At 63.8% G+C, this 26,255-nt stretch carries 27 protein-coding genes and 1 tRNA gene; 14 read left to right on the top strand and 14 right to left on the bottom strand.

The features are described 5' to 3' along the window. Positions 1 to 82: 82 nt before the first annotated feature. The 6 genes from GBB11_RS08955 to GBB11_RS08930 are packed head-to-tail and all read right to left on the bottom strand — an operon-like array spanning position 83 to position 6,172. Entirely contained in the window at positions 83 to 484 is a 402-nt protein-coding gene (locus GBB11_RS08955) for a Na+/H+ antiporter subunit G (protein ID WP_151549698.1), read from the bottom strand. Positions 485 to 486: 2 nt separating this feature from the next. After that, positions 487 to 756, bottom strand: a complete 270-nt coding sequence (locus GBB11_RS08950; RefSeq protein ID WP_151549697.1) for a cation:proton antiporter — start codon at positions 754 to 756, stop codon at positions 487 to 489. After that, positions 753 to 1,289, bottom strand: a complete 537-nt coding sequence (locus tag GBB11_RS08945) for a monovalent cation/H+ antiporter subunit E (protein ID WP_151549696.1) — start codon at positions 1,287 to 1,289, stop codon at positions 753 to 755. The genes GBB11_RS08950 and GBB11_RS08945 overlap by 4 nt, the downstream gene beginning before the upstream one ends. Before the next feature lie 7 nt (positions 1,290 to 1,296). After that, entirely contained in the window at positions 1,297 to 2,820 is a 1,524-nt protein-coding gene (locus GBB11_RS08940; protein ID WP_151549695.1) for a monovalent cation/H+ antiporter subunit D family protein, read from the bottom strand. Beyond that, positions 2,820 to 3,254, bottom strand: a complete 435-nt coding sequence (locus tag GBB11_RS08935) for a sodium:proton antiporter (protein WP_151549694.1) — start codon at positions 3,252 to 3,254, stop codon at positions 2,820 to 2,822. The genes GBB11_RS08940 and GBB11_RS08935 overlap by 1 nt, the downstream gene beginning before the upstream one ends. Further along, positions 3,251 to 6,172, bottom strand: coding sequence for a DUF4040 family protein (locus tag GBB11_RS08930; RefSeq protein WP_151549693.1), 2,922 nt, complete (start codon positions 6,170 to 6,172; stop codon positions 3,251 to 3,253). Before GBB11_RS08930 ends, GBB11_RS08935 begins: the two co-directional genes overlap by 4 nt. A 112-nt stretch (positions 6,173 to 6,284) precedes the next feature. On the opposite strand from GBB11_RS08930, the gene GBB11_RS08925 reads away from it, so the two are divergent. The 3 genes from GBB11_RS08925 (at position 6,285) to GBB11_RS08915 (ending at position 10,744) form a co-directional block, all read left to right on the top strand. Beyond that, positions 6,285 to 7,766, top strand: coding sequence for a YhgE/Pip domain-containing protein (locus tag GBB11_RS08925; protein WP_151549692.1), 1,482 nt, complete (start codon positions 6,285 to 6,287; stop codon positions 7,764 to 7,766). 5 nt (positions 7,767 to 7,771) lie between these two features. After that, on the top strand, positions 7,772 to 8,710 hold the full coding sequence (locus tag GBB11_RS08920) for a potassium channel family protein (RefSeq protein ID WP_225979210.1): 939 nt from the start codon (positions 7,772 to 7,774) through the stop codon (positions 8,708 to 8,710). A gap of 414 nt (positions 8,711 to 9,124) precedes the next feature. Next, positions 9,125 to 10,744, top strand: a complete 1,620-nt coding sequence (locus GBB11_RS08915; RefSeq protein WP_151549690.1) for an amidohydrolase — start codon at positions 9,125 to 9,127, stop codon at positions 10,742 to 10,744. Between the two features lie 59 nt (positions 10,745 to 10,803). On the opposite strand, the gene GBB11_RS08910 is transcribed toward GBB11_RS08915, so the two are convergent. After that, positions 10,804 to 10,880 (bottom strand) — tRNA-Pro (locus GBB11_RS08910). A gap of 52 nt (positions 10,881 to 10,932) precedes the next feature. Beyond that, positions 10,933 to 11,838 carry a metallophosphoesterase gene (locus GBB11_RS08905; RefSeq protein WP_151549689.1) on the bottom strand — a complete coding sequence of 302 codons (906 nt, stop codon included), beginning with the start codon at positions 11,836 to 11,838 and terminating at the stop codon, positions 10,933 to 10,935. A 29-nt stretch (positions 11,839 to 11,867) separates the two neighbouring features. Here GBB11_RS08905 and GBB11_RS08900 point away from each other — a divergent pair, with 29 nt between their 5' ends. Beyond that, entirely contained in the window at positions 11,868 to 12,314 is a 447-nt protein-coding gene (locus GBB11_RS08900; RefSeq protein WP_151549688.1) for a GatB/YqeY domain-containing protein, read from the top strand. Here the strand turns inward: GBB11_RS08900 and GBB11_RS08895 are convergent. After that, positions 12,311 to 14,683, bottom strand: a complete 2,373-nt coding sequence (locus GBB11_RS08895) for a transglycosylase domain-containing protein (RefSeq protein WP_151549687.1) — start codon at positions 14,681 to 14,683, stop codon at positions 12,311 to 12,313. The two genes, GBB11_RS08900 and GBB11_RS08895, sit on opposite strands and share 4 nt — an antisense overlap. A gap of 183 nt (positions 14,684 to 14,866) precedes the next feature. Here GBB11_RS08895 and GBB11_RS08890 point away from each other — a divergent pair, with 183 nt between their 5' ends. The 4 genes from GBB11_RS08890 (at position 14,867) to GBB11_RS08875 (ending at position 16,799) form a co-directional block, all read left to right on the top strand. Then, on the top strand, positions 14,867 to 15,166 hold the full coding sequence (locus GBB11_RS08890) for a WhiB family transcriptional regulator (RefSeq protein WP_151529441.1): 300 nt from the start codon (positions 14,867 to 14,869) through the stop codon (positions 15,164 to 15,166). Positions 15,167 to 15,319: 153 nt separating this feature from the next. Continuing rightward, positions 15,320 to 15,478: a DUF4177 domain-containing protein gene (locus GBB11_RS08885; protein WP_018019595.1), complete on the top strand. Its 159-nt coding sequence runs from the start codon at positions 15,320 to 15,322 to the stop codon at positions 15,476 to 15,478. Further along, entirely contained in the window at positions 15,471 to 15,935 is a 465-nt protein-coding gene (locus GBB11_RS08880) for a RidA family protein (RefSeq protein ID WP_151549686.1), read from the top strand. Before GBB11_RS08885 ends, GBB11_RS08880 begins: the two co-directional genes overlap by 8 nt. Before the next feature lie 42 nt (positions 15,936 to 15,977). Continuing rightward, positions 15,978 to 16,799, top strand: a complete 822-nt coding sequence (locus tag GBB11_RS08875; protein ID WP_151549685.1) for an MBL fold metallo-hydrolase — start codon at positions 15,978 to 15,980, stop codon at positions 16,797 to 16,799. Positions 16,800 to 16,926: 127 nt separating this feature from the next. Here GBB11_RS08875 and glxR read toward each other — a convergent pair whose 3' ends face one another. Next, on the bottom strand, positions 16,927 to 17,610 hold the full coding sequence (gene glxR / locus GBB11_RS08870) for a CRP-like cAMP-activated global transcriptional regulator GlxR (RefSeq protein WP_151529403.1): 684 nt from the start codon (positions 17,608 to 17,610) through the stop codon (positions 16,927 to 16,929). A gap of 389 nt (positions 17,611 to 17,999) precedes the next feature. Continuing rightward, on the bottom strand, positions 18,000 to 18,191 hold the full coding sequence (locus GBB11_RS08865; RefSeq protein ID WP_151549684.1) for a hypothetical protein: 192 nt from the start codon (positions 18,189 to 18,191) through the stop codon (positions 18,000 to 18,002). A gap of 61 nt (positions 18,192 to 18,252) precedes the next feature. On the opposite strand from GBB11_RS08865, the gene nth reads away from it, so the two are divergent. From nth to GBB11_RS08845, 4 genes are read left to right on the top strand one after another with little or no spacing between them, the layout of a single operon-like run. Continuing rightward, on the top strand, positions 18,253 to 19,008 hold the full coding sequence (gene nth, locus GBB11_RS08860; RefSeq protein ID WP_151549683.1) for an endonuclease III: 756 nt from the start codon (positions 18,253 to 18,255) through the stop codon (positions 19,006 to 19,008). Beyond that, positions 19,009 to 19,563, top strand: a complete 555-nt coding sequence (locus GBB11_RS08855; protein WP_151549682.1) for a TlpA disulfide reductase family protein — start codon at positions 19,009 to 19,011, stop codon at positions 19,561 to 19,563. Next, positions 19,560 to 20,285 (top strand): CoA pyrophosphatase, encoded by a 726-nt coding sequence (locus GBB11_RS08850; RefSeq protein WP_151549681.1) that lies wholly within the window; start codon positions 19,560 to 19,562, stop codon positions 20,283 to 20,285. The genes GBB11_RS08855 and GBB11_RS08850 overlap by 4 nt, the downstream gene beginning before the upstream one ends. Positions 20,286 to 20,331: 46 nt before the next feature. Further along, on the top strand, positions 20,332 to 21,522 hold the full coding sequence (locus tag GBB11_RS08845; protein ID WP_151549680.1) for a MarP family serine protease: 1,191 nt from the start codon (positions 20,332 to 20,334) through the stop codon (positions 21,520 to 21,522). Between the two features lie 23 nt (positions 21,523 to 21,545). On the opposite strand, the gene GBB11_RS08840 is transcribed toward GBB11_RS08845, so the two are convergent. Both GBB11_RS08840 and GBB11_RS08835 read right to left on the bottom strand, forming a co-directional pair. After that, the gene (locus tag GBB11_RS08840) at positions 21,546 to 22,508 is read right to left on the bottom strand and encodes an alpha/beta fold hydrolase (protein WP_192796359.1); all 963 of its coding nucleotides are present in this window, start codon (positions 22,506 to 22,508) and stop codon (positions 21,546 to 21,548) included. A gap of 105 nt (positions 22,509 to 22,613) precedes the next feature. Further along, on the bottom strand, positions 22,614 to 23,105 hold the full coding sequence (locus GBB11_RS08835) for a phage holin family protein (RefSeq protein WP_151529440.1): 492 nt from the start codon (positions 23,103 to 23,105) through the stop codon (positions 22,614 to 22,616). Positions 23,106 to 23,197: 92 nt separating this feature from the next. Between GBB11_RS08835 and GBB11_RS08830 the strand changes: the two genes are divergently transcribed. After that, complete coding sequence (locus GBB11_RS08830; protein ID WP_151549678.1) at positions 23,198 to 23,851, top strand: hypothetical protein; 654 nt, start codon at positions 23,198 to 23,200, stop codon at positions 23,849 to 23,851. A 23-nt stretch (positions 23,852 to 23,874) separates the two neighbouring features. Here the strand turns inward: GBB11_RS08830 and GBB11_RS08825 are convergent, their stop codons facing one another. Beyond that, positions 23,875 to 24,687 carry an HAD family phosphatase gene (locus GBB11_RS08825; protein WP_151549677.1) on the bottom strand — a complete coding sequence of 271 codons (813 nt, stop codon included), beginning with the start codon at positions 24,685 to 24,687 and terminating at the stop codon, positions 23,875 to 23,877. A gap of 489 nt (positions 24,688 to 25,176) precedes the next feature. Here GBB11_RS08825 and ssd point away from each other — a divergent pair, with 489 nt between their 5' ends. Next, the gene (gene ssd, locus GBB11_RS08820) at positions 25,177 to 26,250 is read left to right on the top strand and encodes a septum site-determining protein Ssd (RefSeq protein WP_151549676.1); all 1,074 of its coding nucleotides are present in this window, start codon (positions 25,177 to 25,179) and stop codon (positions 26,248 to 26,250) included. Positions 26,251 to 26,255: the final 5 nt, after the last annotated feature.

The raw sequence follows: 26,255 nt of genomic DNA, 5'->3' as shown, positions 1-26,255 counted from the left end.
CCAGAATGCGGTGGGGCTTCAGGTGCGAGCGAAACAACCCCCAAGGATCAGGATTCCTTGGGGGTTGGTGGTGAGAACGGGACTACTGTTCAGACACCTGCGGATCGGGCTCAGCGGCGGAGCCTTCAGCAGGCGCATCGTCCTCCTGCTGGGAGGAACGCTCCTTGGCCAGGCGCACGCGGTCATCCACCGAGACGCCGTAGATGGCGCGGGCGAGGTAGAAGCTGGAGACGCTTACTACTGCCAGCAGGAAAGCGATCGAAATGATGGCGCGAACGAGGTTATTGGGGTCAAACCCCTTGGTGGAGAAGTCGTTCACCAAGTTCGCGATAATCAGCAGTGGTAGTGCTACTCCCGTGAGCGGGCTCAAAAGATTCACGCGGGTCAGCGCATCCTTGGCCTCCCAAATGGAACGCACGGTAACCATGGCAATGAATGCGGCCAAGAGCACGAGGGCTCCGACGATAATGTCGCTGATGGTCATGACTACCTCCTGCCTTTCGAAAGGATGCGGGCGAGCGAAACAGTAGTGAGCGCACCCATGATCGAGGCTAGGATGGCTACCTCATAGGCGATGGATACGGGGTGCGTGAGAGTCCAGATGAGGTAGATGCCCAGCATGCAGTAGAACACCATGTCGGCCAGTAGTGCGCGTGTGCCCGGGTCCTGGGAGCGGATGGCGAGCGATAGCGCAATGGTCAGTGCGATGGTGAAGGCGGCTATGCCGAGGTAGCAGATGATCTCAAGAACGCTCATTTCTTGTCTCCTTTCTGCTGCTGTTGCCGTTTGGCGGCCTCGATACGGGCTTGTTTGACGCGGTCGACGCGCTTTTGCTCTTTGCTTTTGGCGCTGTTTTCGTCGAGTTCCGCGAGCGGGAAGTCAATATCGTTGCGGTAGCCATCGCCGACGTTGCCGGCATACATCCATGCGCTGTAGTGCAGGGGTGTGTCTTTGACGCGGGGCGCCAGTTTTTCTTCCATGTGCGCGAGGTCGGCGATCACTTCGGTGGGATCGGATCCGTACACGGCCTGCACGAGCAGGATGTAGCCAGATTCGGATTCGGCGCCGTCTATGACGTCGACGGGCCGGAAGCCCACGGATAGGGTGCCTGGGGTCATGGTGATGGAGGTGGAGAACAGCGTGCGCTCCCATTCACCGGTGACCCGCACGGGGTAGTTGACGATGATCGGGTCTTGGGTGTTGTTGATGCGTACCGTGTCGATTGCGACTTTGCTTGCCGACGCAATCACTTGGCCAATCAACCAGATGGTGTAGCTAATCCAGTGCATTGTTGTCCTATCCTGCCGCCCCGGCGACGACGCCGACGGCCTGATCGAAGTTGTCTAGGACTGCCTGCTGGTAGCTGCTCACGTCCAGTAGTCCCTCGCTGGCGGTGAGCACCACATCAAACATGGTGCCGGCGAAGATGAACATGGCGAAGGACAGCAGGATCATGACGGCGGCCGGCGCGATGATCGGTTTCGCGATCACGTAGTCGGCGGGGAACTCGGAGGTCTGCATCGGCTTACCCCAGAACACCTTCCGCCACACGCGCAGCATGCTCAGTAGTGCGCCCATGGAGGCCACGATGATGGTGGTGATCACGATCCACGAGGCAGTAGTGGCGGGGCGCGCCACCTCGGCCATGATGAAGAGCTTGCCCCACAGGCCTGATAGTGGCGGGAAGCCGACGATGGAGAAGGAGCCGGCGGCGAAGATGGCGGCTACGAGCGGATCGCGCCGCATCAACCCGGAGAGCCGAATGATCCGACCGGTGCCGTAGGTTTCCTCGATCGCTCCGGAGGTGAGGGTGAGGGCACCGATGGTGATCATGTGGTGCAGGGCGTAGAGCAGGCCGGCGGCGAGTGCGCGCTGCGGGTCCAGGGTGGTGAAAGCGAGCATGACCAGGATGAAAGGCATGCCGTTGACCATCTGGTAGGCGAGCACGCGCCGGATGGTGTGCTCGGCGAGGCCAGCAAAGCCGCCGACGAGCATGGAGGCCACCATCACCACGATGATGAGGGCGTTCCAGCGGTCGTCGAGGTCGAAGATCACGGTGTAGATGCGGAAGATCATGTACACCGCCACCTTGGTGTGCAGACCGGAGAACAGCGCCATGACTGCCGCCGAGGATCCTGGGTAGGTGCGCGGGAGCCAGGTGTGCACGGGGAACACGCCGGCCTTGATGGCGAGGGCGATCATTACGATGCCGAGCGCCACGGTCACGGGGCCGTTTCCTGCCCCGGCCCCGGCGAGGGCGGCGATGTTCACCGAGCCGGCGACACCGTAGAGGATGCCGACGCCGATGAGCAGTAGTGTCGAGGCGGTCAGGTTCACCAGCACGAACAGTCGGCCCGATGCCATGCGCGACCAGGTGCCGGTCATGGCGAGCAAGCCGTAGGAGGGCAGCAGCATGACCTCCATGAACACGAAGAAGTTGAACAGGTCGCCGGTCAGTAGTGCACCGTTGATACCTGTTTGCAGCATCAGCGTGAGCGCCGGATAGAACCGGGCGCGGGTTTCGCCAACAGTAGTGGCAAACCAGTTCGCCGCCAGTGCCACGATGGCAGTAGTGACGATCATGACCGCCGAGAAGGGGTCGGCCACGAAGGGGATGGCGACGCCGCCTACGTATTTGCCCACGTTGTGGGCGATGGGGCCGTGTTCGGCGGTGTAGCTAAAGAGCCACAGCCCGGCGATGATGGTCCCCGCGGGCACGATGAGGTGCAGGGCGTCGCGGGCGGTTTTGTTGGGTAGTAGTGTCGCGATGCCCGCGATCAGTAGTGGCATCGCAACAAACAGCGGAAGAACAATGTCCATTAGTCGTTTTCCTCCGCATCCTTCAGGTGCCGCTTATAGCGTTGCTTGAGCTTTTCGGCGCGGCGGGGTGATTGGTTGGTGCGGACTTTGCGGCCGGCGGTGTTCCACGCGGCGGGCGCTTCGGGGTCGGTGGGGTTGCGGGTGTCGTCGTCGAGGCCGAGTGCTGCGAGCGCCAGCATGAAGGTGACGGTGGCCATCGTGATCACGATGGCTGTCAGCACGAAGGCTTGGGGCAGCGGGTCGGCCATGTCGGCGATGTCGGTGCGGTCGCCAAAGACTTCGCCGCGGTAGGCGGGGACGCCGGCGACGAGGATGATGATGTTCGCGGCGTGGCTGATGAGCGACATGCCGAGCACGATGCGCATCATGCCGCGTTGCATCACGAGGTACACACCGCCGGCGACGAGGACCGCGATGGTCAGTGCCATGATCATTGCTGGTGCACCTTCTTTCCTTCTTGCTTTTCGACGTCCATCTGGTGGTGGAAGTCTGGGTCGGTCAGTTCCGCCTCGGGGTCTTCGTCGAAGCTGACATCGGGCAGGGGTGACTCGTCGTCGCGGACGAAGGCGAGATCGCCGGGGTAGGCACCGGGGCGTAGGCGGCCACCGAGGGCGTTGATGCCCATGGTGATCATGCCGAGCACCGCCAGGTAGATGCCCATGTCGAAGATGAGCGAGGTGGTCAGGTGGATGTCACCGATGTGGCCGTGGATGGCGTAGAGGAAGGAGCCTTCCGTCAGTCCCAAAAAGCCGGGGGTGAGCGCCAGGATGATGCCGAAACCGATGAGCAGGAAGGGCGTATTGGGCTTGACGATGCGCTCGTCGGCGGGTTTCGCCAGGTAGCCGAGGGCGATGGCGCCGCCGGCGACGAGGGCCGCCACGAATCCTCCGCCCGGGTCCTCGTGGCCGCGCAGGAAGATCAGCACGGACAGCACCATGAGGACGGGGACGACAACCTTGAACACGTGCCGCAGCGGGGTGGCGTTGAGATCCTCAAAGCCGAAGCGCGGCGGCTTGGTGCCCGGCAGGAAGCTGTGCTTCGGCACCGAGTACACCACCGAGTAGATGACCACGCCGGCCATGCCCAGCACGGACAGCTCGCCCAAGGTATCGAGTGCACGGAACTCCACCAGGATCACCGCGACGATGTTGGTGCCGCCGGAGATCTCGGGGGCGTTATCGATGTACCATTGCGCGATCTCGGAGCGGCCGCCATTGCGGGCCAGCAGACCGTAGACGGCGAGGAAGGTGACAATGCCGGTGACGATTGCCAGCACGGCCGACCAGTAGCGGCGCCGATCCGAGGTCCGGTGGAAGTAGCGCGGTTGCAGGCGCACCACCAGCATCATCATGACGGTGATGAGGATTTCCACGGTGAACTGGGTCAGTGCCACGTCGGGCGCGCCCAAAAGCAGCACCTGCAGGGTCACACCCACACCAGCGGTGCCCACAAGCACTACTGCGTGCAGCCGGGACTTGGCGCGGATGAGGCCGCTGACGGACATCACCACGATCAGTAGTGGCACCAAGTCCATAAGCGTATCGGTGCCCTCCACGCGCGGCGGCATGGCAACGCCATCGACTCCGCCGCTGAAGAAGCTCACCATGATGCCGAGGATGCACACCACCACCAGCGGTGGGGCCAGGTGCCGAGAGGGCGAGAAGGAATCCGCCATGCGGCCCACGGCCTTGCCCCAGCCGGCGGCGGAGCCCATGAGCACGGCGAGCGCCTGGTTGCCGGTGAAGGGAGCGAAGGTGTATTCGCCGATCGCCTTAAAGAGCGGCTTGCGGTAGATGATGGTGAGCAGGCCGGCGGCCAGCACACCCATGGAGATCATGAACGGAGTGTTCAGCCCGTGCCACAGCGCCAGGTGTAGCTCCGGCTCGGCGGAGACCGACCCCACGGCGGCGGCGATGGGCTTATCCAGCACGCCGAGAACAAACACGATCGGCAGCGACATCAGGCCCGGCAGGGCGGCGGGCAGCCAGAGCGATACCGGCGCTTCGTGGACGTCATCCACCGAGCGGTCGCCGTCGATAAACGCCCCGAACAAGAAGCGTGCGGAGTAGGAGAAGGTAAACCATGCGCCCACCGCGGCCGCGATCAGTAGTGAGCTCACGCCCGTGGAGGTCAGCGGCGCCTCGGTGAAGGCCTCCAGCATGCCCTCCTTGGAGACGAAGCCGAAGAGCGGCGGCACGGCGGCCATCGACATCAAGCCGATGGCGGCGGAGGCGAAGGTAAAGGGCATCTTCTTATACAGCGGCCCCAAGCGACGGATATCGCGGGAGCCGGCCTGGTGGTCGACCACGCCGATGAGCATGAACAGGCTGGACTTGAACAGGCCGTGCGCCAGGGTGTGCACGAGGGCGGCGGCCAGCGCGAAGGGGGTGCCCACACCGATTGTCGCCACGATCCAGCCCAGGTGGGAGACGGTGGAGTAGGCGGTGAGGCTCTTCAGGTCGGTCTTCTGGATGGCGAAGAATGCCGCCATCACAGCAGTAGTCATGCCCACCGAGATCAGCAGCACATTCCAGGTGTGGTTGTCTGCAAAGACCGCGGAGAAACGCATGAGCACATAGACGCCGGCCTTCACCACGGCGGCGGCGTGTAGGAACGCCGACACGGGGGTGGCGGCGGCCATGGCCTCGGGCAGCCAGAAGTGGAAGGGCAGCTGGGCGGATTTGGTGAAGGCAGAGACCGCGACCAAGACCGCCAAAACAGTAGTAAGGTTCGGATCCGCCGCCCAGAAGTCGGAGGCGAGAATCTCCCTGATGGAGGTCGTGCCTGTCTTGGCCACCATGATCGCCACCGCGGTCAGGAGGGTGAGTCCGCCGGTGAAGGTGAGGATCAGGGTGCGGATCGCGCCCATCTGGCCGCTGGATCCCTTGGCGCGTCCGATGAGCATGAAGCTGGCCATGCTCACGAGCTCCCATGCGATGAACAGCACCACGATGTCGTCGGTGAGTACCAGCAGCAGGATGGAGAAGGTGAACGCGGACATCAGCCAGTAGAAGCTGAGGTTGAAGTCATCGTTGTGCAGATAGGCGGCGGAATATATGAAGACCACGCCGCCGATCACAAGCGCCAACAAAGCAAAGAAGGTGCTGAGAGGATCCGCAATAAAATTCAGGTTTACATCTACGCCTGTGGCGGCGAAATCGCTGATCCACGTCATGGAGAAGGTGGGCGAGTCGCCGTCAATGATGTCCGGTAGCTTGGCGGCCAGCACACCCGCTGCTGCGAAGAACAGCAGCGCGAGCGGCCAGCCCGCAAGCCGGTCACCCAAGCGAACTGCTAGTGGAGCCAGCACCACGGTGGCTGCCACTAACAGCAATACGGTCGATAGGGTCATAGAAAGTTCCACACTAGGAGTCCGGGAAAAATTGCCGCATTCTACGTTACCAGCTGGGTAAACCGGTGGGCCTCTCGCCGAATCGTCCTTGAAAGCGATAGATTTAGTGCTCATGAAAAGCTCTTCCATGCTCACTCGCTTCCTGGCTGTGCTCGTGATTGTTGCTCCTGTGCTTCTCGCCACTATCGCGGCGACTGTGATGAGGATGGAACCCGCCGATGCGTGGTCCACCAAGGATGAGCCCTCCGGCGCGCCGGCGGCCGCCAGCCCGGCCGGCTACTCGGATGCGGATCTCCTCGCGGCGCGCCGCGCAGCCAGCAATGCCGGCACCCAATCGGGATTCTTAAACTCCGGTGTGAAGGAGCTGAGCGATGGCTCCCGCCAGCTCGCCGAGGGCACCACCCAGCTTCGCGACGGCATCTCCGCGGCCCACCGCGGCTCCGGTGAGCTCTCCGCGGGGATGGTGCAGCTGCAGGCCGGCGTGGGCCAGATGGGCCCGGGCGCCCAGGAGCTCGCCGATGGCATTGAGCAGGTCGCTGGGGCGCTGGTGGGGGTGGAGGCTTCCCGCGGGCAGCTGCTGGCGGCGCTGGATCAGATCGACAAGGAGCTTCGAGAGTCGGTGGATCCCCGCTCCGAGGAGCTTCGCGAACAGCTCAACGAGTACCGGCCGCAGCTGGAAAATATCACCCTCAGCGAGGAGCAAAAAGCCCAGTTCACCCGCATGCGGGAGGGCTCGCGGGAACTCGCCAATCAGCTCAATACCCCCGGCTATGCCTTCCACGATGGCATCTTCCAGGCCACCCAGGGCGCCAAGGATCTCAACCAGGGGCTCGCCGAGCTGGAGCGCGGTAGCGTCCGCGCCCAGGAGGGGGCCACGGCACTGGCCGATGGCGCCGAGCGGGTGGAGAAGATGGCCGAGGAAAACAAGAACTGCATTACCGGTATTCAGCGCGCCCTCCCCGCCCATACTGCGCAGACAGGCACCACTGAGACGGCTCAGGCCCCCACCAATGCCCTGCCCCCGCTCTATGCGCTGCTCATCGCGGCTCTCGCCATGGGGCTAGGAGCAGCAGTGGGCGTGGCGCGGCTGCGCCTGCTTCAGCAGCTCGCGGGCGCTGTCGGGATTGCGATCTGCGCGGCTGTGGCCTTGGCCATTGTGGGGGATCTCGGATTCCTCGCCCTCGCGCTCTCCGCTGGGCTGCTGCTGTTCGCCACGGTTGCTGGGTCGGCCATCGCTCAGCTGGTGCAGCTTCTCCTGCCGCAGCGCCTCGCCCCAGTTGTCGTCGGGGCAGTGTTCCTCATTCAGCTCCTCGTCGTCGGCCTAGTGTGGAAGAGCGCCACGACCGGCACGGTGGAGCTTGAGGTGCAGATCGCTACGGGGTTGATGCCGCTGCACTACGCCACCGCGGGATTGAGCGCCATCGGCAATAGCGCCCACGGCGTGATGGCGGGCAGCTCGGCGGCGGTGCTCGCGATCATGGCCGCCGGTGGTCTCTGGCTCGCCCGCCGCCCCAGCCCCAGCTCCGCCGAGTCGGCTGAGCTGCGAGAGGATGGCGTCGATAAGCCCGCGGAGACGGAGCGTGTGGCACAGTAGTGGCCGTGGCTGCTTCGACTGATAAAAATGCTGACAGTTGGGCCGATGAGGAGGTGGGGCCCGTTGATATCTCAGGTATGCCGCTGCGGCGGAAGACCTCGGTGGTGCTCAGGGAGATCTTTGCGCCCCATGTACCGCACCATGTGAGCGCCCAAGAGAAGTGGGAGCGTCACGCCGAGGGGCCGATGCTGGTGGCCTCACTACTGTTTTTGGTGCTGTACGCGTGGACGGCTCTGGGTGCCAATGATGCGCTGCTGACCAAGATCGCCAATGTGGGAATGTGGGGCGTCTGGCTGTGCTTTTTGGTGGACTATGCGGTGCGGCTGATGTTGGCGGAGAATTCCCGGCGCTGGTTCGTGCGCCATTTGTGGGAGCTGGCGCTGATTGTGCTGCCAATGTTCCGCCCGCTGCGCATTTTGCGGATTTTGCCGACTTTGGTGATTTTGCAGCGTTTTTCCGCGGCAAATGCCCGGGTGAGCGTGGCGTGGTACACCTCGGTGACGGCGGTCCTCGTGATTATCGTGGCCTCAATCACACTCTACGAGGCGGAGGCGCCACAGGACGGCAGCCAGATTGTCGATTTCGGCGACGCTGTGTGGTGGGCGTTGGTGACGGTGACCACGGTGGGCTATGGCGATATCGCGCCGGTAAGCACCCAGGGCCGTTTGGTGGCCTCGGTGCTGATGCTCACCGGTATCGCGATCGCCGGTGTGGTGACAGCGATGCTGTCCTCCTGGTTGGTGGAGCAGGTGCAAACCACCTCCTCGGAGACGGAGGAGTTCATGGATTCTGCCCGCCACCAGGAGCTGCTCACAGCTGTACAGGATCTCTCTCACCAGGTGTGTGAGCTGCGGGAGGAGACCGCCACACTCAAGAGCGAACTCGCAGAGCTGGCTTATCGACGCCACCTTGATGCCACCCCCGACCCACCGGAGGGCAGCTAGCTACTCGGCGTCCGTGGCCTCGAGCACCACCACGAGGATGAGCATGCCAAGCGACAAAGCACTGCGCTGGAGGTGGCGAATGCTGTGGGCGTGGCGGTGGTGTCATCGGTATTGGACACGAAGAAATAATGAAACACCAGCGCCGATGCGGTGCCGGACAGAAAAATCCGTACCATTCCACCATGGTGCCCACACAGGCGGTGCGGGCGATCGTGCCCACCTCACGGGAATCTATCTCCCCGGTCTCGTGGCCGTGGTCTGGGCTCACGGTGCCGGGGCCGAAGGAATCCTGCCGCGGGTCCCTGCCCGATGTGGTGGCGGGGTTGGTACAGGACGTATCCCCCAGAGGGAGACCACACATCCAGAACGAGGCTGGCCGCAATGCCTGCGCGACCCGAGGAGACAGCAGTTTTTATGAGCCACAGTCCGATTGTGTTGGTGGAGAACGCGAGGATTCTCACCCAGAATCCGCAGCAGCCCAGCGCCACGGCGGTGGCGATGCTCCAGGGGCGGTTCGTGGCGCTCGACGAGGATGCCCGCCGCCTGCCCGCGGATCGACGCATCGACGCCGGCGGCGCCACCCTTGTTCCCGGGTTTAACGATGCCCACGCCCACACCGTGTGGTTTGGCCAGACGCTGTCTGAGGTGGATCTCTCGGCTGCGTGTACCACCACCGAGGTCTATGACACGATCGCTGCCGCGGCAGCCGGTGTGGGGGAGCGGGACTGGGTGATTGCCGCGGGGTTTCGCCCCAGCGCCCTGCAGGATGGCGAGCTGTCTATCGCCGCGCTCGATCGCGCCGCGGCGGGGCGGCCACTACTGATCAAACACGTTTCGGGTCATGCGAACACCGTCAATACCCCGGCCCTGTGGGCGGCCGGGGTGGATCCCTCGCATCCGCCGCTGGTGGACGGCGGCGAGGTGGTCTGCGATAGCACTGGGGCAGCCACCGGCCTGCTCGACGAGAATGCGATGCGCCTGGTGCAGCAGGTGTTGCTGCCGGAATCGAGTACCGAGATCGCCGCCGCCATCGAGAAAGCAACCGCGCACTATCTCTCCGAGGGGCTGACATCGGTCACCGACTGTGGCGTGGCCGGCGGCTGGATTGGGCACAGCCCGCGGGAGATTGGGGCCTATCAGCAGGCCACCCGCCACACCCGGATGCAGATCATGCCCACCATCGACGCCCTGCACGAGATCGCCGGCCACTCGGCGGATGGCTATGGCTATGGTCTCGATGGCGGCATCCGTACCGGCCTGGGCGATGAGTGGCTGCAGATCGGGCCCACCAAAATGTTTATGGATGGCTCGATACTGAGCACTACTGCAGCGATGGCGGAGGACTACCTATGCTGCCCGCACCGCGGCTATTTTCAGGGTGATCCGGCAGAGATGCGTCGACAAGCGCTCGGCGCGGCGGCGGCCGGTTGGTCGCTGGCCCTGCATGCGCTCGGCGATGCTGCAGTGGATCTGTCCGTGGCCATTCTCTCCGAGATTATTGACACCTATGGCGCGCCGGAGATTCCGCACCGCATCGAGCACGGCGGGGTGGTGCGTGATGATCAGCTGGCCGCGATCAACGGCCGCCCCATCGTGATTGCGCCGCAGCCGCGCTTCGTGCACGCCTTCGGCGATGCCGTGATCCAGGTTCTCGGGGAGGAGCGCGCCGCCTTTTCCTACCCTGCTCGCAGGCTTCTCGACGCCGGCCTCATCCTGCCCGGAAGCTCGGACCGTCCCGTCACCGACGGGGCGCCATTGCAGGCCATCGAGTCCTTCGTGACGCGCACCACCCAGTCGGGGCAGCTCTACTATGGCAGCGAGCGCCTCAGCGCGGAGCAGGCCCTTTACGCCTATACCGCTGGATCGGCGGCGGCCACGGGCTGGGCGGGCCGCAAGGGCCAGATCATGCCCGGCCAGCTGGCCGATTGCGTGCTCTTGGATCGCAACCCGCTGCAGGTGGCGCCCGAGGAGATCGGCCGCGTGGAGGTGCTGGCCACGATCCTCGGTGGCGAGCTGGTTTACGGCGAGCTCTAAATAACGCCGTATGACATGGGAAAAGGCCAATCATCGGGTGGATGATTGACCTTTTCAATTGGTCGGGATAACAGGATTTGAACCTGCGACCTCTTCGTCCCGAACGAAGCGCGCTACCAAGCTGCGCCATATCCCGTCGCTACCTGAAACACTATAGGACAGCGCCGGAAGAAACTACAAAACAGCAGCTAGTGGCGTTCGGTGAAGCGCAGCAGGGTGGCGGTGGGCGGGCAGTTGAGCCGCACCGGCGCATACTTCGAGGTGCCGAGGCCACGGGAGACATACATGTGCATCCCATCGAAGCGGTGCAGCCCGTGGGCGCGCTCGCGGTCGATGCCGCAGTTGGTCACGATGGAGCGCCCGCCGGGCAGGCAGATCTGGCCGCCGTGGGTGTGCCCAGAGATGCTCAGCTGATAGCCGTCCGCGGCGAAGCGCTCCAGCACCCGCGGCTCGGGGGAGTGGGTCAGCGCGATCGCGAGATCCGCATCGGCATTGGGCGGGCCGGCGATCTGCTCATACTCGTCGAGGTCATGGTGGGGGTCATCCACCCCAGCCACGGCGAGGCGCACATCGCCCACTTTCACCTCCACCCGCTGGTGGGTGGCGTCGTGCCAGCCCCGTTCGATGAAGGCGGCCCGCATGCCCCGCCACGGCAGCTCCACGCGGGAGGGGGTGCGCTTCTTCCCCAGCAGGTAGTTGAAGGGGTTCACCGGCCGCGGGGCGAAGTAATCATTGGTGCCAAAGACGAACATGCCGGGCACATCCAGCAGTGGGTTGAGGGCCTGCAGCACATAGGGCACCGCCTGCGGGTCGCCCAGGTTATCGCCGGTATTGATCACCAGGTCTGGGTGGAGGCGGGCGAGCTCGGAGACGAACTGCTGTTTGCTGCCTTGGGAGGGCAGCATGTGCAGGTCGGCGATGTGCAGGATGTCGAAGGAATCCTTCTCGCGCAGTACCCCTGGCTCGAGCAGAGGCAGCTCGAGGGTGTCGAGGCGAAAGTCGCTGGTGTTGGTGATGCCTTTGAGCGCAACGCCCGCGCCAAGGGCGGCGACGGCGGCGCTCGCGGAACCAAGTCGGCGGAATAATGCAGTCACACCTCACACCCTAGCGATATCGTTGAGGCATGAGCGAATTAGAACAACAGATCCGCGCCGATCTCAAAGAGTCCATGAAAGCTCGCGACAAGCAGCGCTCCAATGCCATCCGGCAGCTGCTCTCTGCCGTGCAGTATGAGAAGACCTCCTCCGGCACTGAGCTTGTCGACGCCGACATCCTCGCCGTCATCGCCCGCGAGATTAAGAAGCGCCGCGAATCCGTCACCACCTATCGCGACGCCGGGCGCGAGGAGCTTGCCGCGGTGGAAGAGGCCGAGATCGCCGTCTTCCAAAGCTATCAGCCGGCGCAGCTCAGCGACGCCGAGCTGGAGCAGCTGGTGGATTCCTGCATCGCGGAGACGGGTGCGAGCTCGATGCGTGAGATGGGGGCGGTGATGAAGACCGCCACCGTCCAGGCCGCCGGCCGCGCCGATGGCGCCCGCATCTCCGCTGTGGTGAAGGGGAAGCTCAGCTAGAGATTCCGCAGAATATCGTTAATCGCGTTCGAAATCTCGTCGGGATTCGGCAGCGGCGGTGGGGGTTCTGGGTTCGACCGCGAGGATGGCGGCGGCGGTGGCGGCGGGGGCGCGGAGCCATCGGAGATTTTCAGCGTCACCGTCGATCCCTGATGGATGATGGGCTCATGCTCGATGCCCTTCACCTCGCCGCGCGGGGTGCCATTGCCGGCCACAAACCGGACCTGGGCGCGAAGCCCGGCTTCCTCTAGTGCGCGGACGGCATCCTTTTCCTGCATGCCCACCACCTTCGGGATGCGATCTTTGGCGGTGCCTTCTCGGAAACGCCCGTGGGCGGGGGAGAGGGAACCTTGCGCTGCTGTGGGAATCTGCTGCGCTGCAGCAATCCAGGTGCGGGCCGGCTCCTTACCGCCATAGAGATCGCCGCGGCCGCACTGGCGCACCGGGGAGGTGCACAGCGGGGCGGCCGAGGTGCCGTCATTGTAGATGTAGGTGGCGGCAGCGAAACCGGAGTTGAAGCCGAGGAAGGAGCTCGACAGGTTGGACTCGGTGGTGCCGGTCTTGCCCGCAGCCGAGCCGTTCCAGCCCATCGACTTCGCCGACTCGGAGGCGGTACCGGAGCGGAAATCATCGCTCATCGCGTCGCTCAGCGCCTGCGCCACACCACTGGAGAGCGCCCGCTCGCATTCGGGGCGATCAATCTGCACTTCCTTGCCCTCGCGGTCGGTGATCTCCATAACGGGGTTGGGTTCGCACCACACGCCATCGGCGGAAATGGTGGCGGCAACATTCGATAGCTCCAGTGGGTTCACTGCCGTCGGGCCGAGCGTATAGGAGCCGAGATTGGCCTTTTTCATGTACTCGGCGATGGAGCTTTCCCCATCGAAGCTGCCCGGCGCCGTATAGGAGCGCAGGCCCATCTTCACCGAAAGATCCACCACGGAGCTCACCCCGACCTTCTCAATAAGCTCCACAAAGGTGGTGTTCGGCGACTTCGCCAGCGCCCCCTTCAAAGACAGCTTCGGCGGGTACTGGCCGGCGTTTTCCACGCAGTAGGCGCCGGGAGGGCAGCCCTCAGCGCCGCCCTCGCCGAGCCCATAGGCCTCATAGCGCTTCGGCACCGCTAGCTCGGTGTCGATGCCCATGCCCTGCTCGATTGCGGCCGCGGCGGTAAAGACCTTAAATACCGAGCCGGCGCCATTGCCCACCAAGGTGGAGGTTTGCGGCAGAATCGTCTGCGCGGCCGCGCCATCGAGGCCGTAGGTGCGCGAGGACACCATGGCCTGGATCTCGCGGGAGTATTTTCCCGGCTTGATCACGTTCATCACCTGGGCCACGCCCGGGGTGGAGGGATCGGTGAAGCTCGTTACCGCGTTTTTCGCGGCGGACTGCACCTCCGGGTCAAGGGAGGTGCGGATGGTATAGGCATTGGTGCGCAGGTCCTCCTCGCTGACGCCCTTCTCCTCCAGATAGCGGATCACGTAGTCGCAGAAGAAACCGCGATCGCCGGTGGTGATACAGCCATTAGGCAGCCCCTGTGGCTGCTCGAGCACCCCGAGGGGCTCCATGGCGTAGGCCTCGGCGTCCGCGTGGGAGATGTAGTTCATCTCCGCCATCGCATCGAGAACCACATTCCGGCGCGAGGTGACGCCCGCAATATTGGTATAAGGATCCAGCGCGGATGAGGACTGCACAATGCCCGCCAAGGTGGCTGCTTGGGGCACAGTCAGCTCGGCGGCGCTGATGCCAAAGTAGGTGCGGGCCGCGGCCTCTACTCCGTAGGCGCCATTGCCGAAGGGGACGAGGTTGAGATAGCGGCCGAGGATCTCGTCTTTATCCAGCCGTTTCTCCAGCTCGGCGGCGGCGCGGATCTCGCGGAACTTGCGGGTATAGGAGGTTTCGATGGCCTCGGCCTGCTCCTCATCATTTTCCGCCTCCACCAAGAGCGCATAGTTCTTGATGTATTGCTGATCCAAGGTGGAGGCGCCCTCTAGCACGCTGCCGGCGAGCAGGTTCTTCACCATGGCGCGCCCGGCGCCCTGCCAGTCCACCCCGTCGTGCGCATAGAAGCGGCGATCCTCGATGGAGACGATGGCGCGCTTCATGGCCTCAGAGATTCGATCCGGGGGCACGTCGAAGCGGCGCTGTTTATAGAGCCACGCAATGGGGGCGCCGTTCCGATCTTGAATCTCCGTGACGCCTGGGGTGGTGCCGTCGGTGAGATTCTCGATGTCAGCGGCCATCGACTCATGGGCGCGCGCGACTGCTGCGCCGGAGAGCCCTGCCAGTGGCGTCAGTGCCACGGCACTTAGCACACCAGCGGCAACGGTGGCGATGAGAACTTTTCCCAAAGATGCAATGCTGGTCACTTCCCTTACAGTACGCAACCGCTTGGCGCTTGTGAATCCACAAGTACCCCCTTTTTATGCCGTATTCGACACTTCCGCGACACTGTGAATACACTTACAAGTATCAAATTGCTGATCAATGAGAGGCGTGTTTTGCAGATGACTACTTCACTCATTTTGAATCGAGAAGCGGCCCGCAGCGGAATGCACTCCTCTTCCACCGAACCCGTCGAACGCGAGGATTGGGTGACTCGCGCGCGCTGCCGCAACAGCGATCCGGATGCCTTGTTCGTGCGCGGTGCAGCCCAGCGTCGGGCGGCCCAGATCTGCGAAGAATGCCCCGTGAGCACCCATTGTTTGGCCGATGCTCTCGATAATCGGATCGAGTTCGGGGTCTGGGGTGGGCTGACGGAGCGTCAGCGCCGTGCGCTGCTGCGCAAGAACCCGCACATCGAGAATTGGTCTAACTATCTCGCCCGCGGCGGCGAACTGGTGGGCATTTAGCCACATCGAACAGTAACTACACTTTTTAGCGCAAAAACGACGGGCCCGTAAGTTATCTCACTTGCGGGTCTGTATTTGTGTGATGTGCGTCTTCGTCACCCTGGGGGTGGGGCGGCGCCCCGTCAGGGCGCAGAGATCACTAAGGTGGGGCGCATGACTCAATGGGAATACGCCACCGTGCCGCTTATTAGCCACGCCACTAAGCAGATCCTCGATACTTGGGGAGAGGACGGCTGGGAGCTCGTGACTGTGATCCCCGGCCCGAACCCGGAAAATCTCGTGGCCTACATGAAGCGGGTGAAAAATGACTAGCTCTATCAGCACTCGCTTGCAGGAGCTCGGCATCACCCTACCTGCCGTAGCCGCGCCCGTGGCCGCCTATATCCCTGCCGCCGAGGTGGGCAACCAGGTGTGGACCTCGGGCCAGCTGCCCTTCGTCGAGGGCAATCTCCACGCCACCGGCAAGGTGGGGGCGGAGGTCTCTGCCGAGCAGGCGAAGGAATGCGCCCGCTTGGCCGTACTCAATGCGCTGGCCGCCGTGGATGCTGTAGTGGGCATCGATAATGTGGCGCGGGTCCTGAAGATTACCGGCTTCGTCGCCAGCGCCGAGGGCTTCAGCGGCCAGCCCGGAGTGGTCAATGGGGCCTCGGAGCTCATTGGTGAGATCTTCGGTGAGGCCGGTCAGCATGTGCGGTCGGCTGTCGGGGTGGCGGAGTTGCCGCTCGGCGCGCCGGTCGAGGTTGAGCTCGTCGTCGAAAAGCGTGCCTAATTTGATAGTCGTATACGAGGCAACAGGGTTAAGCTAGTGGGTATGGAGCATCCCGCTTATAGTCAGCTACGCCCAGTATCTCCGTCCGTGGGAGTCGTGCTGTGCCCTAACCCCGGCTACAGCTCGCTCGAGGGCACTAATTCGTGGGTTATTCGTGCTAAGGGTGATCCGCGCAGCATCGTGGTCGATCCCGGCCCGGAGGATGAGGGGCACCTGAATGTGCTCAATAAGAACGCCTCCGAAGTGGCGGAGGTGCTATTGACGCACCGCCACGCGGATCACGCCGATTCCGCCCAGCGTATTCGTCAGCTCACCGGCGCCCCGGTGCGGGCTTTTGATAAGCGCTACTGCTTGGGTGGGCCCGCGCTGGAGGATGGTGAGATCATCAAGGTCGAGGGTGTGACGCCGCAGATCGAGGTGGTGCACACCCCAGGGCATACCAGTGACTCCGTGTGTTTGTTTGTGTGGTCGGGTAAGCCCGGCAAGTCCACCTTGGAGGGCATTATCACCGGCGATACCATCGCCGGCCGCCACACCACGATGATTTCCGAGACGGACGGGGATCTCAAGGACTATCTGAAGACGCTGAAGATGCTGAAGAAGCGGGGCAAGAATGTGCGCATGCTGCCCGGCCATGGCCCCGATGCGGAGGATATCTCCGTCTTTGCCAAGAAGTACCTCGAGCGCCGCAAGATGCGCCTGCAACAGGTGGAGGATGCGCTCGAGAAGCTCGGCGATAAAGCCACCGTGCGCGGTCTGATCGATGAGATCTACACCGATGTGGATCCGGTATTGCGTCACGCCGCCGAGCAGTCCACCCGCGTGACCCTGCGCTATCTTGGCGTGGACGTGCCGTCGAAATAAGCCCGGGTACATGAGGGCGGAACGGCGTGCGGCGGTGCCGCCCTCTCCTCAGCTACGGCTGTCCTAGCACGAAACAACACCGCTGCCTTCTCTCATGCGGGGAAGGCAGCGGTGTTGGTGTTGTGTCTTAGCGGGCGCGGCGGGCCAGCTGATCCGTGGCGACGATGAGCACGGACTTGCCCTCAAGGCGGATCCAGCCGCGGTGAGCGAAGGTAGCCAGGGCCTTGTTCACGGTCTCTCGGGAGGCGCCGACCAGCTGTGCGATCTCTTCCTGGGTGAGGTCATGGTTCACGCGCAGGGCGCCGCCCTCTTGGGTGCCGAAGCGGTTGGCCAGCTGCAGCAGCGTCTTGGCCACACGGCCGGGCACGTCGGTGAAGATGAGATCGGCCAAGGAGTTGTTGGTGCGGCGCAGGCGGCGGGCCAGCACGCGCAGTAGCTGCTCGGAGATCTCGGGGTGGGCCGAGATCCACTTGCGCAGCATCTCCGAGTTCATGGTGGCCGCGGCCACCTCGGTGACGCAGACGGCGGCGCTGGTGCGCGGGCCGGGGTCGAAGATGGAGAGTTCACCGAACATATCGGAGGGGCCCATCACGGTGAGCAGGTTCTCCCGCCCATCGGCGGAGTGGCGGGCCAGCTTCACCTTGCCAGAGGTAATGATGTAGAGCCGGTCACCGGGCTCGCCCTCCTCGAAGATGGTGGTGCCACGCGGAAAACGCACCGTTTCCAATTCCTGGATGAGGGTGGCTACCGCCACTGGGTCGACGCCTTGAAAGATGCCTGCCCGCGACAAGATTTCCTGTACGGATTCCACTGTCTAACTCCTTGTATCTTCGCTGAGTACGGCGCGAAGGATGCAGCAAAGTGGGCCCACATGTCGAGGAGCGTCTGTATGCCAACATATCCAGACATCTATCGGTCAAGATCGGCAGTGTGGGATAGGCACCCGCGCCGTGTTTGTCTTCACTCATCCTACTATGGAGTGTGTCACTATTTGACATCTTGCCCAGCTATCTCGGATAAGCCGCTGGTCAGGGGATTTTTAATCGGATCGCGGGATGGCGGGCTGCTGTGTAGTTGTGCAAATTTGGGGGTGAATGTGAGCCACCCATTCTTTGCGTGTGACCTAGCGCGCTAGGCCATTTATATGTGATCACCTCAGCGATGGCTAAGAAACACACACAAGCAAAAAGGTCGGAGGTCTTATGCTGCTGCTTGGTCGGCGGTGCGCTCGGTGGCAGTGTCGCGCTCTGCGTGAGCCAGTGGTGCGGCCTGGTCGCGCTCGCGCCGCTGCTTCCGGGCGCGGGAGGTTGTAGAGGAGCTCTCGCAGCGCTCCATGCCCATGGCGAAAACCGTCAGTACTACTGGGGTTGCAAGTGCAAAAAGTGAACTCATGGGACTCCATTCTACTAGTGGGACAGGCGGGGGTGATCGTGTGTGGCTTAGTCTTATATCTATGGGACGAACTTTTGGCACCACACCGCTCGCCCGCACGCGACGCGCGCGCAAGGTCAGCAGGATGCTCGCAGCCGGCTACCCGGATGCGCACTGCGCCCTCGATTTCTCCAACGCTTTTGAGTTGCTTATCGCGACGGTACTCAGTGCCCAGTGCACGGACAAACGAGTCAATGAGGTTACCCCTCATCTCTTCGCCCGTTTCCCCACCGCCGCGGCGATGGCCGAAGCCAGCCCTGATCAGCTCGAGGAGCTGATTCGGCCCACTGGATTTTATCGCAACAAAGCCAAGGCCGCTGCCGGCATTGCCCTGGCCCTGTCCGAGCAATACGACGGGGAGGTGCCGGGCACTTTAAAGGAGCTCACTGCGCTTCCGGGGGTGGGCCGCAAGACCGCCAATGTGGTCCTGGGCAATGCCTTCGATGTTCCCGGCCTCACCGTGGACACGCACTTCGGCCGCTGTGTGCGCCGACTCGAGCTCACCGAGCAGAGCGATCCCGTGAAGGTGGAATCGGTGCTGGCGGAGCAGCTACCTCGCGCCGACTGGACGATGTTCTCGCACCGGATCATCTACCATGGCCGCCAGATCTGCCACTCGCGCACCGCCGCGTGCGGGGTGTGCTTTCTGCAGCAGCAGTGTCCCAGCTATGGCCGCGTCGGCCCCACCGAGGTGCCCGAGGCGCTGCGCCTGCTGCGCGCCCCCGATGAACAGGCGCGGCGGCATCTGCTGCAGCTCGCGGGGATCGAGGAGGCCTAGATGCGCACCCATATTCGTCTATATCTGGCATTCGTGGTGGTGTCGATCGTGCTCATCGCGATCATCGTCACCCGCCTTCTCAGCGGCGAGAACCCGCCTGCACCGGAGGCGATCGACTCCCCACAGCCCACGGCGACCTCCCCAGTTACGGCCAGCCGCCCCGTCTGTCCCGAGGCAGATCTCGGCGTGGAGCTGCCCTGTTTGGGCGCAGCGACCGAGGGCGAGGCCTCGCCCTATGTGCTGGTGAACGTCTGGGCGTGGTGGTGTGGCCCCTGTCGGGATGAGCTGCCGGTGATCGAGGAGTTCGCCGCCCGCCACCCAGAGATGACGGTGGTGGGGGTGCACGCGGATCGGGATGCCGGCCGTGGCGCGGCGCTGCTCGAGGATCTCGGGGTGGATATTCCCAGCTTCCAGGATGATCGCGGAGCGGCCGCGGCGGCGTGGTCGCTGCCCGGGGTGGTGCCGGTGACGGTGGTGCTGCGCGATGGCGAGGTGGAGCGCATCCTGCCGCAGCCCTTCGATTCTGTGGAGGCCCTCGAGGAGGCGGTGCGATGACTCCGGACGCCCGTGGGGTGAATACTCGGCTGCGCCCCGAGGCGGCCCCGCTATGGTTGGCGCCCTTGGTGCGGGCCGTGGATGAGGGGCATGTGCATCGGGCGCTCTCGGATCGGGCGCGCCATAGCGGTCCCCGCCGCGATCGACAGGCGGCGGTGCTCATGCTTATCGACGGCGACCCGCAGCAGCACCAGCTTCCGTCCAGCGCCACCGTGCTGCTCACGCACCGCTCACCGCGGATGCGCCATCATTCTGGCCAGATTGCTTTCCCCGGCGGCCGGGTAGATCCCACCGATATCAACGCGGTGGACTGCGCCCTGCGCGAGGCCCATGAGGAGACGGGCCTTGACCGGATGGCGGTGACACCGGTAGCCCAGATGGAGGAGGTGCACGTGCGCCGCAGCGGCTACCCAGTGCATCCCGTGATCGCGTATCAGCATGCCCCCGCCGAGGTGGCGCCGGTGAGCCCTGAGGAGGCGGATGATGTCTTCCGTGTCTCCATAGCGGAGCTGGTGGAGCCAGACAATCGCCTCATGGTGGAGCATGGTTCCTGGCGGGGTCCGGCGTTTCGTTGTCGTGGCTACATTGTGTGGGGCTTTACAGGCGGTATCCTGAGTGCAGCTTTGGCCCACGCCGGCTGGGCGCAGCCGTGGGCGCAGGATCGGGTGTACGATCTGGGCGCCACCTTGGCCGCGTCGCGTAACAACGAACGCCACTCCTAGCCCCTAGAATCACTATGTCCCTGCCGCAGAGAAGAGAGGCGCCCTTATGGATCCCAGCGTGATAGTGGATGGCGTCGTGGTGTTTCTCCTGCTCTTCGCGCTTATCGACGGCTGGCGCCACGGCATGGTGGGGTCGGTTTTTTCCTTTATCGGCATCGCCGCCGGGTTAGTCATCGGTTTTGCCTTGGCCCCGCTGGCTATGCAGCAAACCGAGAGCAACCAGCTGCGCATCGTGATCGCCGTGACGGTGCTGGTGATGGCCTCCTGCATTGGCTATTTCATCGGGGGCACCGCCGGGGCCTCGCTGCGCGAGAAAGTCACCCAGCCGCAGCTGCGCCGGGTCGATTCCCTCGCCGGTGCCTTCTTTCAGGTGATGGTGGTGCTCATCGTGGCCTGGCTGCTGGCGACGCCGCTGGCAGAGGGCAACTCGCGGCTGGCGAAGGGAGTGCGCAATTCCACCGTGCTGCAACAGGTGGATACTCATTCCCCGCGGGCCCTAGCCGCACTCACGGATAAACTGCGGGTACTGCTCAATGATTCGGGCATGCCCATGATCACCTCGCCCTTCCAGAACCCCAAGCCGGAGCAGGTGCAGGCTCCCCGCATCGAAGTCAGTGATGTGGCGATGGTGGAACGGGTGCGCCCCTCGGTGGTGCACATCATCGGCGAGGCCCCGCAATGCCAGCGCCGGCTCATGGGTTCCGGCTTCGTGGTGGCCCCAGATCGCATCATGACGAACGCGCATGTGGTGGCCGGCACGAACGAGGTGGATCTTGATACCGTGCTGGGCTTTCACACCGCACGGGTGGTGTATTACAACCCCGTGATTGATATCGCGATCCTCGCCACCGATGGCCTCGGGATCGATCCTCTGCCCTGGGCGGAGGGCCCCGCAGAGAGTGGCGCGGACGCCGTGGTGATGGGCTTTCCCGAGTCCGGCCCCTTCGAGGCCGCCCCCGCCCGCATCATCGATTCGCTCTTGATCAATAGCCCCACGATCTACGCCGATCAGCGCATCGACCGCGAGGTGTACACCGTGCGCGGCAGCATTCGCGAGGGCAACTCCGGTGGCCCGCTGCTCAGCGAGGACGGGCACGTGCTGGGTGTGGTCTTCGGCGCCGCCGCCGACGACACCGATACCGGCTATGCCCTCACCCGTGCCGAAGTAGAGAAGCACGTGGCCGATGCCACGGGCCTAGACACTCCCGTGAATACGGGGGCCTGCGTTGTGGGCTAGCCGAATAAGCGTCGATAAGCGCCCTAGAGAGACCGCGCGAAGGAGACGAGCACGGAGCTGAAACTAGCGGGTGCTTCGAGATGCGGGATATTTTTCGTCTGCGGAATGTGCACCACGCTGGTCTCGGCCTTCACGCGCTTAGCGGCGCGCAAGGCCAGCCGAGACCACGGGGTAGAGGAATCCTGCAGCAGCAGCACCGGCTGCTCCACCGGGGCGGTCATCCACCGCAGCGGCACGGGGGCGAGCTCGATGCGCGCCACCTTAGAACGCGCGGGAGAGGTGTTGGCGATGCTATAGGCCACCGTGCGCAGCTGTATTTCCTTCTTGCCGGCGGTGGTGGTATGAAAGCGCTCCGCGGTGTTAGCCACCAGATTCACCCGAGCCGTGGACTGCGGGGTGGTGAGCAGCGCATGCAGGCGCGGCGGCAGCAGCGCGCTGAGATGGCGCAGAATCGGAGTGCCGAACATCCACGGATAGCTAAAGGTGCAGCGCCGTAGATCGGTGGGGTGCGCGGCGGCAATCGAGACCAGCGCGCGCACGGCCTCGGGGTGGTGAATGGCCAAGGCCCAGCCCACCGCACCGCCCGAGGCATGGCCCACGACCAGCGCATCTTTATGCCCAGTTGCGTGGATTACGCCATAGACATCCCCAGCGAGGGTACGCAGATCATAGTCGCTGGGCGGCTTATCCGACATGCCGAAGCCGCGCATATCGATGGCCACGCAGTGATAGCCGGCAGCAGCGACGGTGGGCAAAACGTGGCGATAGTCGAACCAGCCGCCGAGCGCGCTGTGCACGAACACGATGAGCGGATCGTGGGGGTCGCCAGCGGTCGCGGCGTGGAGGCGGATGCCGCGGGTGTGGATCCATTCGTGCGCAAAGGGGCCCTCGAGGGCCACAGCGCTGGGGATGGCGGGGGAATGCTCGGCGTGATTCCGTCGCCAGCGTGGCGGGAGCAATCGCTGACTCAGCGGGCGACGGGACACAGCAGACTCCTTAGACAACGGTGCGGGTGGAAAGATATGGAAAACCCCCTTTATCCCTGCAGAGTACTTGAGGGAAAAGGGGATCAGAGCGGGCACGATGACGGCTTAGGTGTACATACCGTCCTGCTCGCGCTTCTCGAGATTCTTGGTGGCCTTGCCCGGGACAAGGGTCTTGAGATCATTGACCGACTGCACCGTCTTCTCGGGCTTGCCGATGGTCTTCACCTTGCGCCAGCCGAAGAGGGCGAAAGCGGCAGCGAGAACCACCATGATGAGGAAGACGATGAGGAACGCCGCCCAGCGCGACAGCCACGTGGACAGCAGCTCAGCGAGGAAAAAGAAAAAGAAGAAGGAGGAGTAGAGGGCGATCGTGCCGGCTACGCCGAAGAGACCGCCACCAATGGCGCCCTTCTTCGCTTCCTGAGCAACCTCGGCCTTGGCCAGCTCAACCTCAGCGCGGAAAAGATTGGACATCTGCGCAGTAGCGTCGCTCACGAGATTGCCGATAGAGCCCTCACCGGGGCCACGGGTATCGGCGTCGCTGAGGGGAATCGAGTTAACCTTCGGCGAAAAAGCGGGTGCCCCTTCGCTGTACATTCCCTTAGAACTGCTCACCGTCTTGATCCTCCGTTAGTGGTATTTTCTTAAACTCTAGTTGTGCACCATCGTGCCACGAATCCGGCGCGGTTGTGAACTCGACACGGAAAGTCATCAGCTCGGCCGCCATGGAAATATTCCGCAATCCAGCTATCCACCAGCATATCAATGCCGCACAGGCGAGTATTGCGACTGCTCATCGCAAGCGCGCCAACTTGCGTGATGCCGCCGCCACCAGCGCCCATTCCGCGCTCGTTGGCGCCACGGCTCTCAGAAAAATCGCAGCTGATTCTGAGATATCCGCCCTCGAGGTGTACGGGGTGCTCACCCCCGCGCTCGCCGAGACATTCCAGCGTGCCCCACTGCAGGTCATGGCGAAATTAGACCGTATTGCAGGCGGGGAGGGAGTGCCGGAGCGCCAGGCCCCGCGGCTCAGCGCGCTGGCGCAGCTGGTGGGGCAGGTAGAAACGTGTGCGCTGCTGCACGGGGAGATCTTGGGCCACCTCATCTTCGGCCCCCGCTCGATCGTCGTGGGATACGCCACAGTGCGGCTCAATGCCATGGCCTCGGGGCTTGATCCCAAAGGGCTGGCTATGCCGGAGCCCTATCTGCTGCGTGATCCGGCTGCGCACACCGCCCTGATTCGCGATTATTGCCGCGGTGAGGTCGATCCCCTCGCGCTGGCACACTTTGCTGCCTGGCGCCGCGGCGGCGAGGAAGCCGCACGGGTAGCCGATCGCCTCTAGCATGCCGCGCTGGGCCGTGCCGGCTAGCTGGAGCGCAGTGCGCCCCAGCGGGTGCTGAGCCACCAGCTGCCCATCCCGAGCGCCAGGGCGGCGGCCACGGCGCCGCCGATACCCAGATCCTTTTTCGACGGGCTAGACAGCAGCGGTACGGGGTTTTTGAAATTCAGCACCGGCCACTCGGCGGCAAGCGCATGCTTTTTGAGCACTCGGTCGGGGTTGACGGCCCGCGGATGTCCCACCATCTCCAGCATGGGAATATCGGTGGCCGAATCCGAGTAGCCATAGCAGCGGGCGAGGTCATAGCCGTGGCTGCCGGCTACCTTGCTGATCTCGGTCGCTTTGGTGATGCCGCGGCAATAAAGCTCGAGCTTGCCGGTGTAGGCACCATCGACCACTTCTAAACGGGTGGTGATGGTGTGATCCGCTCCCAGCTCGTGGGCGATGGGATCCACCAGCTCCTTCACCGAGGCAGAAATGATGATCACATCGTGGCCGCGGGCATGATGCTCCTCGATGAGCTCGCGGGCCTCCGCGAAGATGGTGGGCACCACGCGATGCAGCAGGGTGTGGTCAATGGTGTGCTGCAGATCCTCGATGCGCAGCCCCTTGACCATCTGAGTCAACTGATCCTTGGTGTCATCCATCTGGGTTTGGGAGTGTCCCGCGATCATATATCCCGTTTCGGCGAGCACCAGAGTGAGCGCCTCTTTGGTGCTGAGCATCCCGTGGGAGACGAGGGTGCGGCCGAAGGCAAAGGCGGAGGAGGTGGCGATGATGGTCTTATCCAAATCAAAGAAGGCAGCAACAGGTGCCTCTGGGTGCTGTTCGGTCGCCATGACCCACCTCCTCGCGTGATACTGATGTGAAATAAGTGACTAAGAGTGATGCTACTGAGAAGTGGCTGTGCCTGCATCTTTAGGCCTCTGTGGGGCTATTGACGTGCTATTCAAGCTGTGACATACTCGGAACCGCACGACCCCGATATACAGTGTGGTCTGCCCCGGCCCGTCCCCCCGAGTGGCCGGGTAACCGCAGACGGCCCGCGCATACCACCCCCCCATCCCGCGCGGGCCGTCTCTTAATTTTTGGGCTCATCCTTCTCTCTTGATTTGCCCGCGCAAGCGCGGCCGCGGCGGCACTGCCGATAGCCCGCGGCGCAGGGCGCACGACGCGCGGGACCAACCCGCTGACGCTAGTGGAACAACCCGCCCACCGCACCGGTGAAGACTCTCCGCTGTGCATAACTCGCCGCAGCAGAAGGTTATGCACAACCCCCAGGCGGGAGGGAGCGACGTGGAGCGCCGAGTGCACCACACTCTGGGGCCATGAGCGCCACCCGTGATCAGTCCCAGGCCCCCGTTGTTATCGCTGTCTGTGATCCTCTCGTCCACCCCGAAGCCATTCATATCGCCGCCGCGACCGTCCGCCAGGTGGTGGAAGTGTCCACTGCCGAAGAATTGGCGCGCCACCACCATGCTGCTTTCGCCATCTTGGTAGATGAACAGGGCGCCCAGTTCCTGCTGGAGCGGCCCCAGCCGCGCCGCGACAAGGTCTTTCTTGTTGCCGCAGACCAGACGCCGGTGAACTTCGAGCTGGCGATGAAGATTCACGCCGAGCAGGCCTATGCCCTGCCTGCCGAGGCGGCATCCCTGCTCACCGACCTCGGGCGGGATACGCGCAGCGAGGAGGGTCTGGTGGTGGGAGTGACAGGCTGCGTCGGTGGCTGCGGCGTGAGTACCTTTGCCGGCGCGCTGGGCGTGCAGCTCGCGCAGCGCGCCCCCACCACGGTGGTCGATACAGACCCTAGTGGCGGGATGGATCTCATCCTCGGAGTGGAGGAGGAACCTGGCCCGCGCTGGGATGAGCTGGACTTCAACCAGGGCGATCTCGCCGCCGCCGATGTGCGCGCCGTGCTGCCCACCGCCACCGCAAGCTGTGTCAGCCACCGCCGCGATCGCGGTGCTGGCCCGCCGCCGTCGACCGACACCATCCTTGGTGCCCTGCGCACCTTGCGCGAAGAGGGCTATACGGTGGTGGATCTGCCCCGAGCGGACGCCCTAGACCCCGACATTGTGGCCGCTCTCGATCATCTCGTGGTGATTATTCCCCGCGAGGTGCGTGGCGTCTGCGCCGTGGCCGCGCAGTTGCCGCAGCTCCGCCGCACCCATGTGCCCTTAAGTTTTGTCACTATCAGCCGCACCTGGGCCTCCTTGAGCACAGCTGAGGTGGAGTCCGTGGCGGGTATTAACGTCAGCGCGGATGTGCGCTGCAGCACCGCGGTGGCCAAACAGCTTGAACAAGGCGGGCTGCGTGGCCGCTCCCCGCGGGTCCTAGCCCGGGCGGTGGAGGATATCTGCACGGATATAGAGCACACCCAGCACCGCGGACAGCAGTGGTGAGGCGG

The sequence above is a fragment of the Corynebacterium sp. 74A genome (assembly GCF_008930665.1).
GTDB classification, from domain to species: domain Bacteria; phylum Actinomycetota; class Actinomycetes; order Mycobacteriales; family Mycobacteriaceae; genus Corynebacterium; species Corynebacterium megadyptis.
This window is presented reverse-complemented; position numbering and strand designations above follow the sequence as displayed.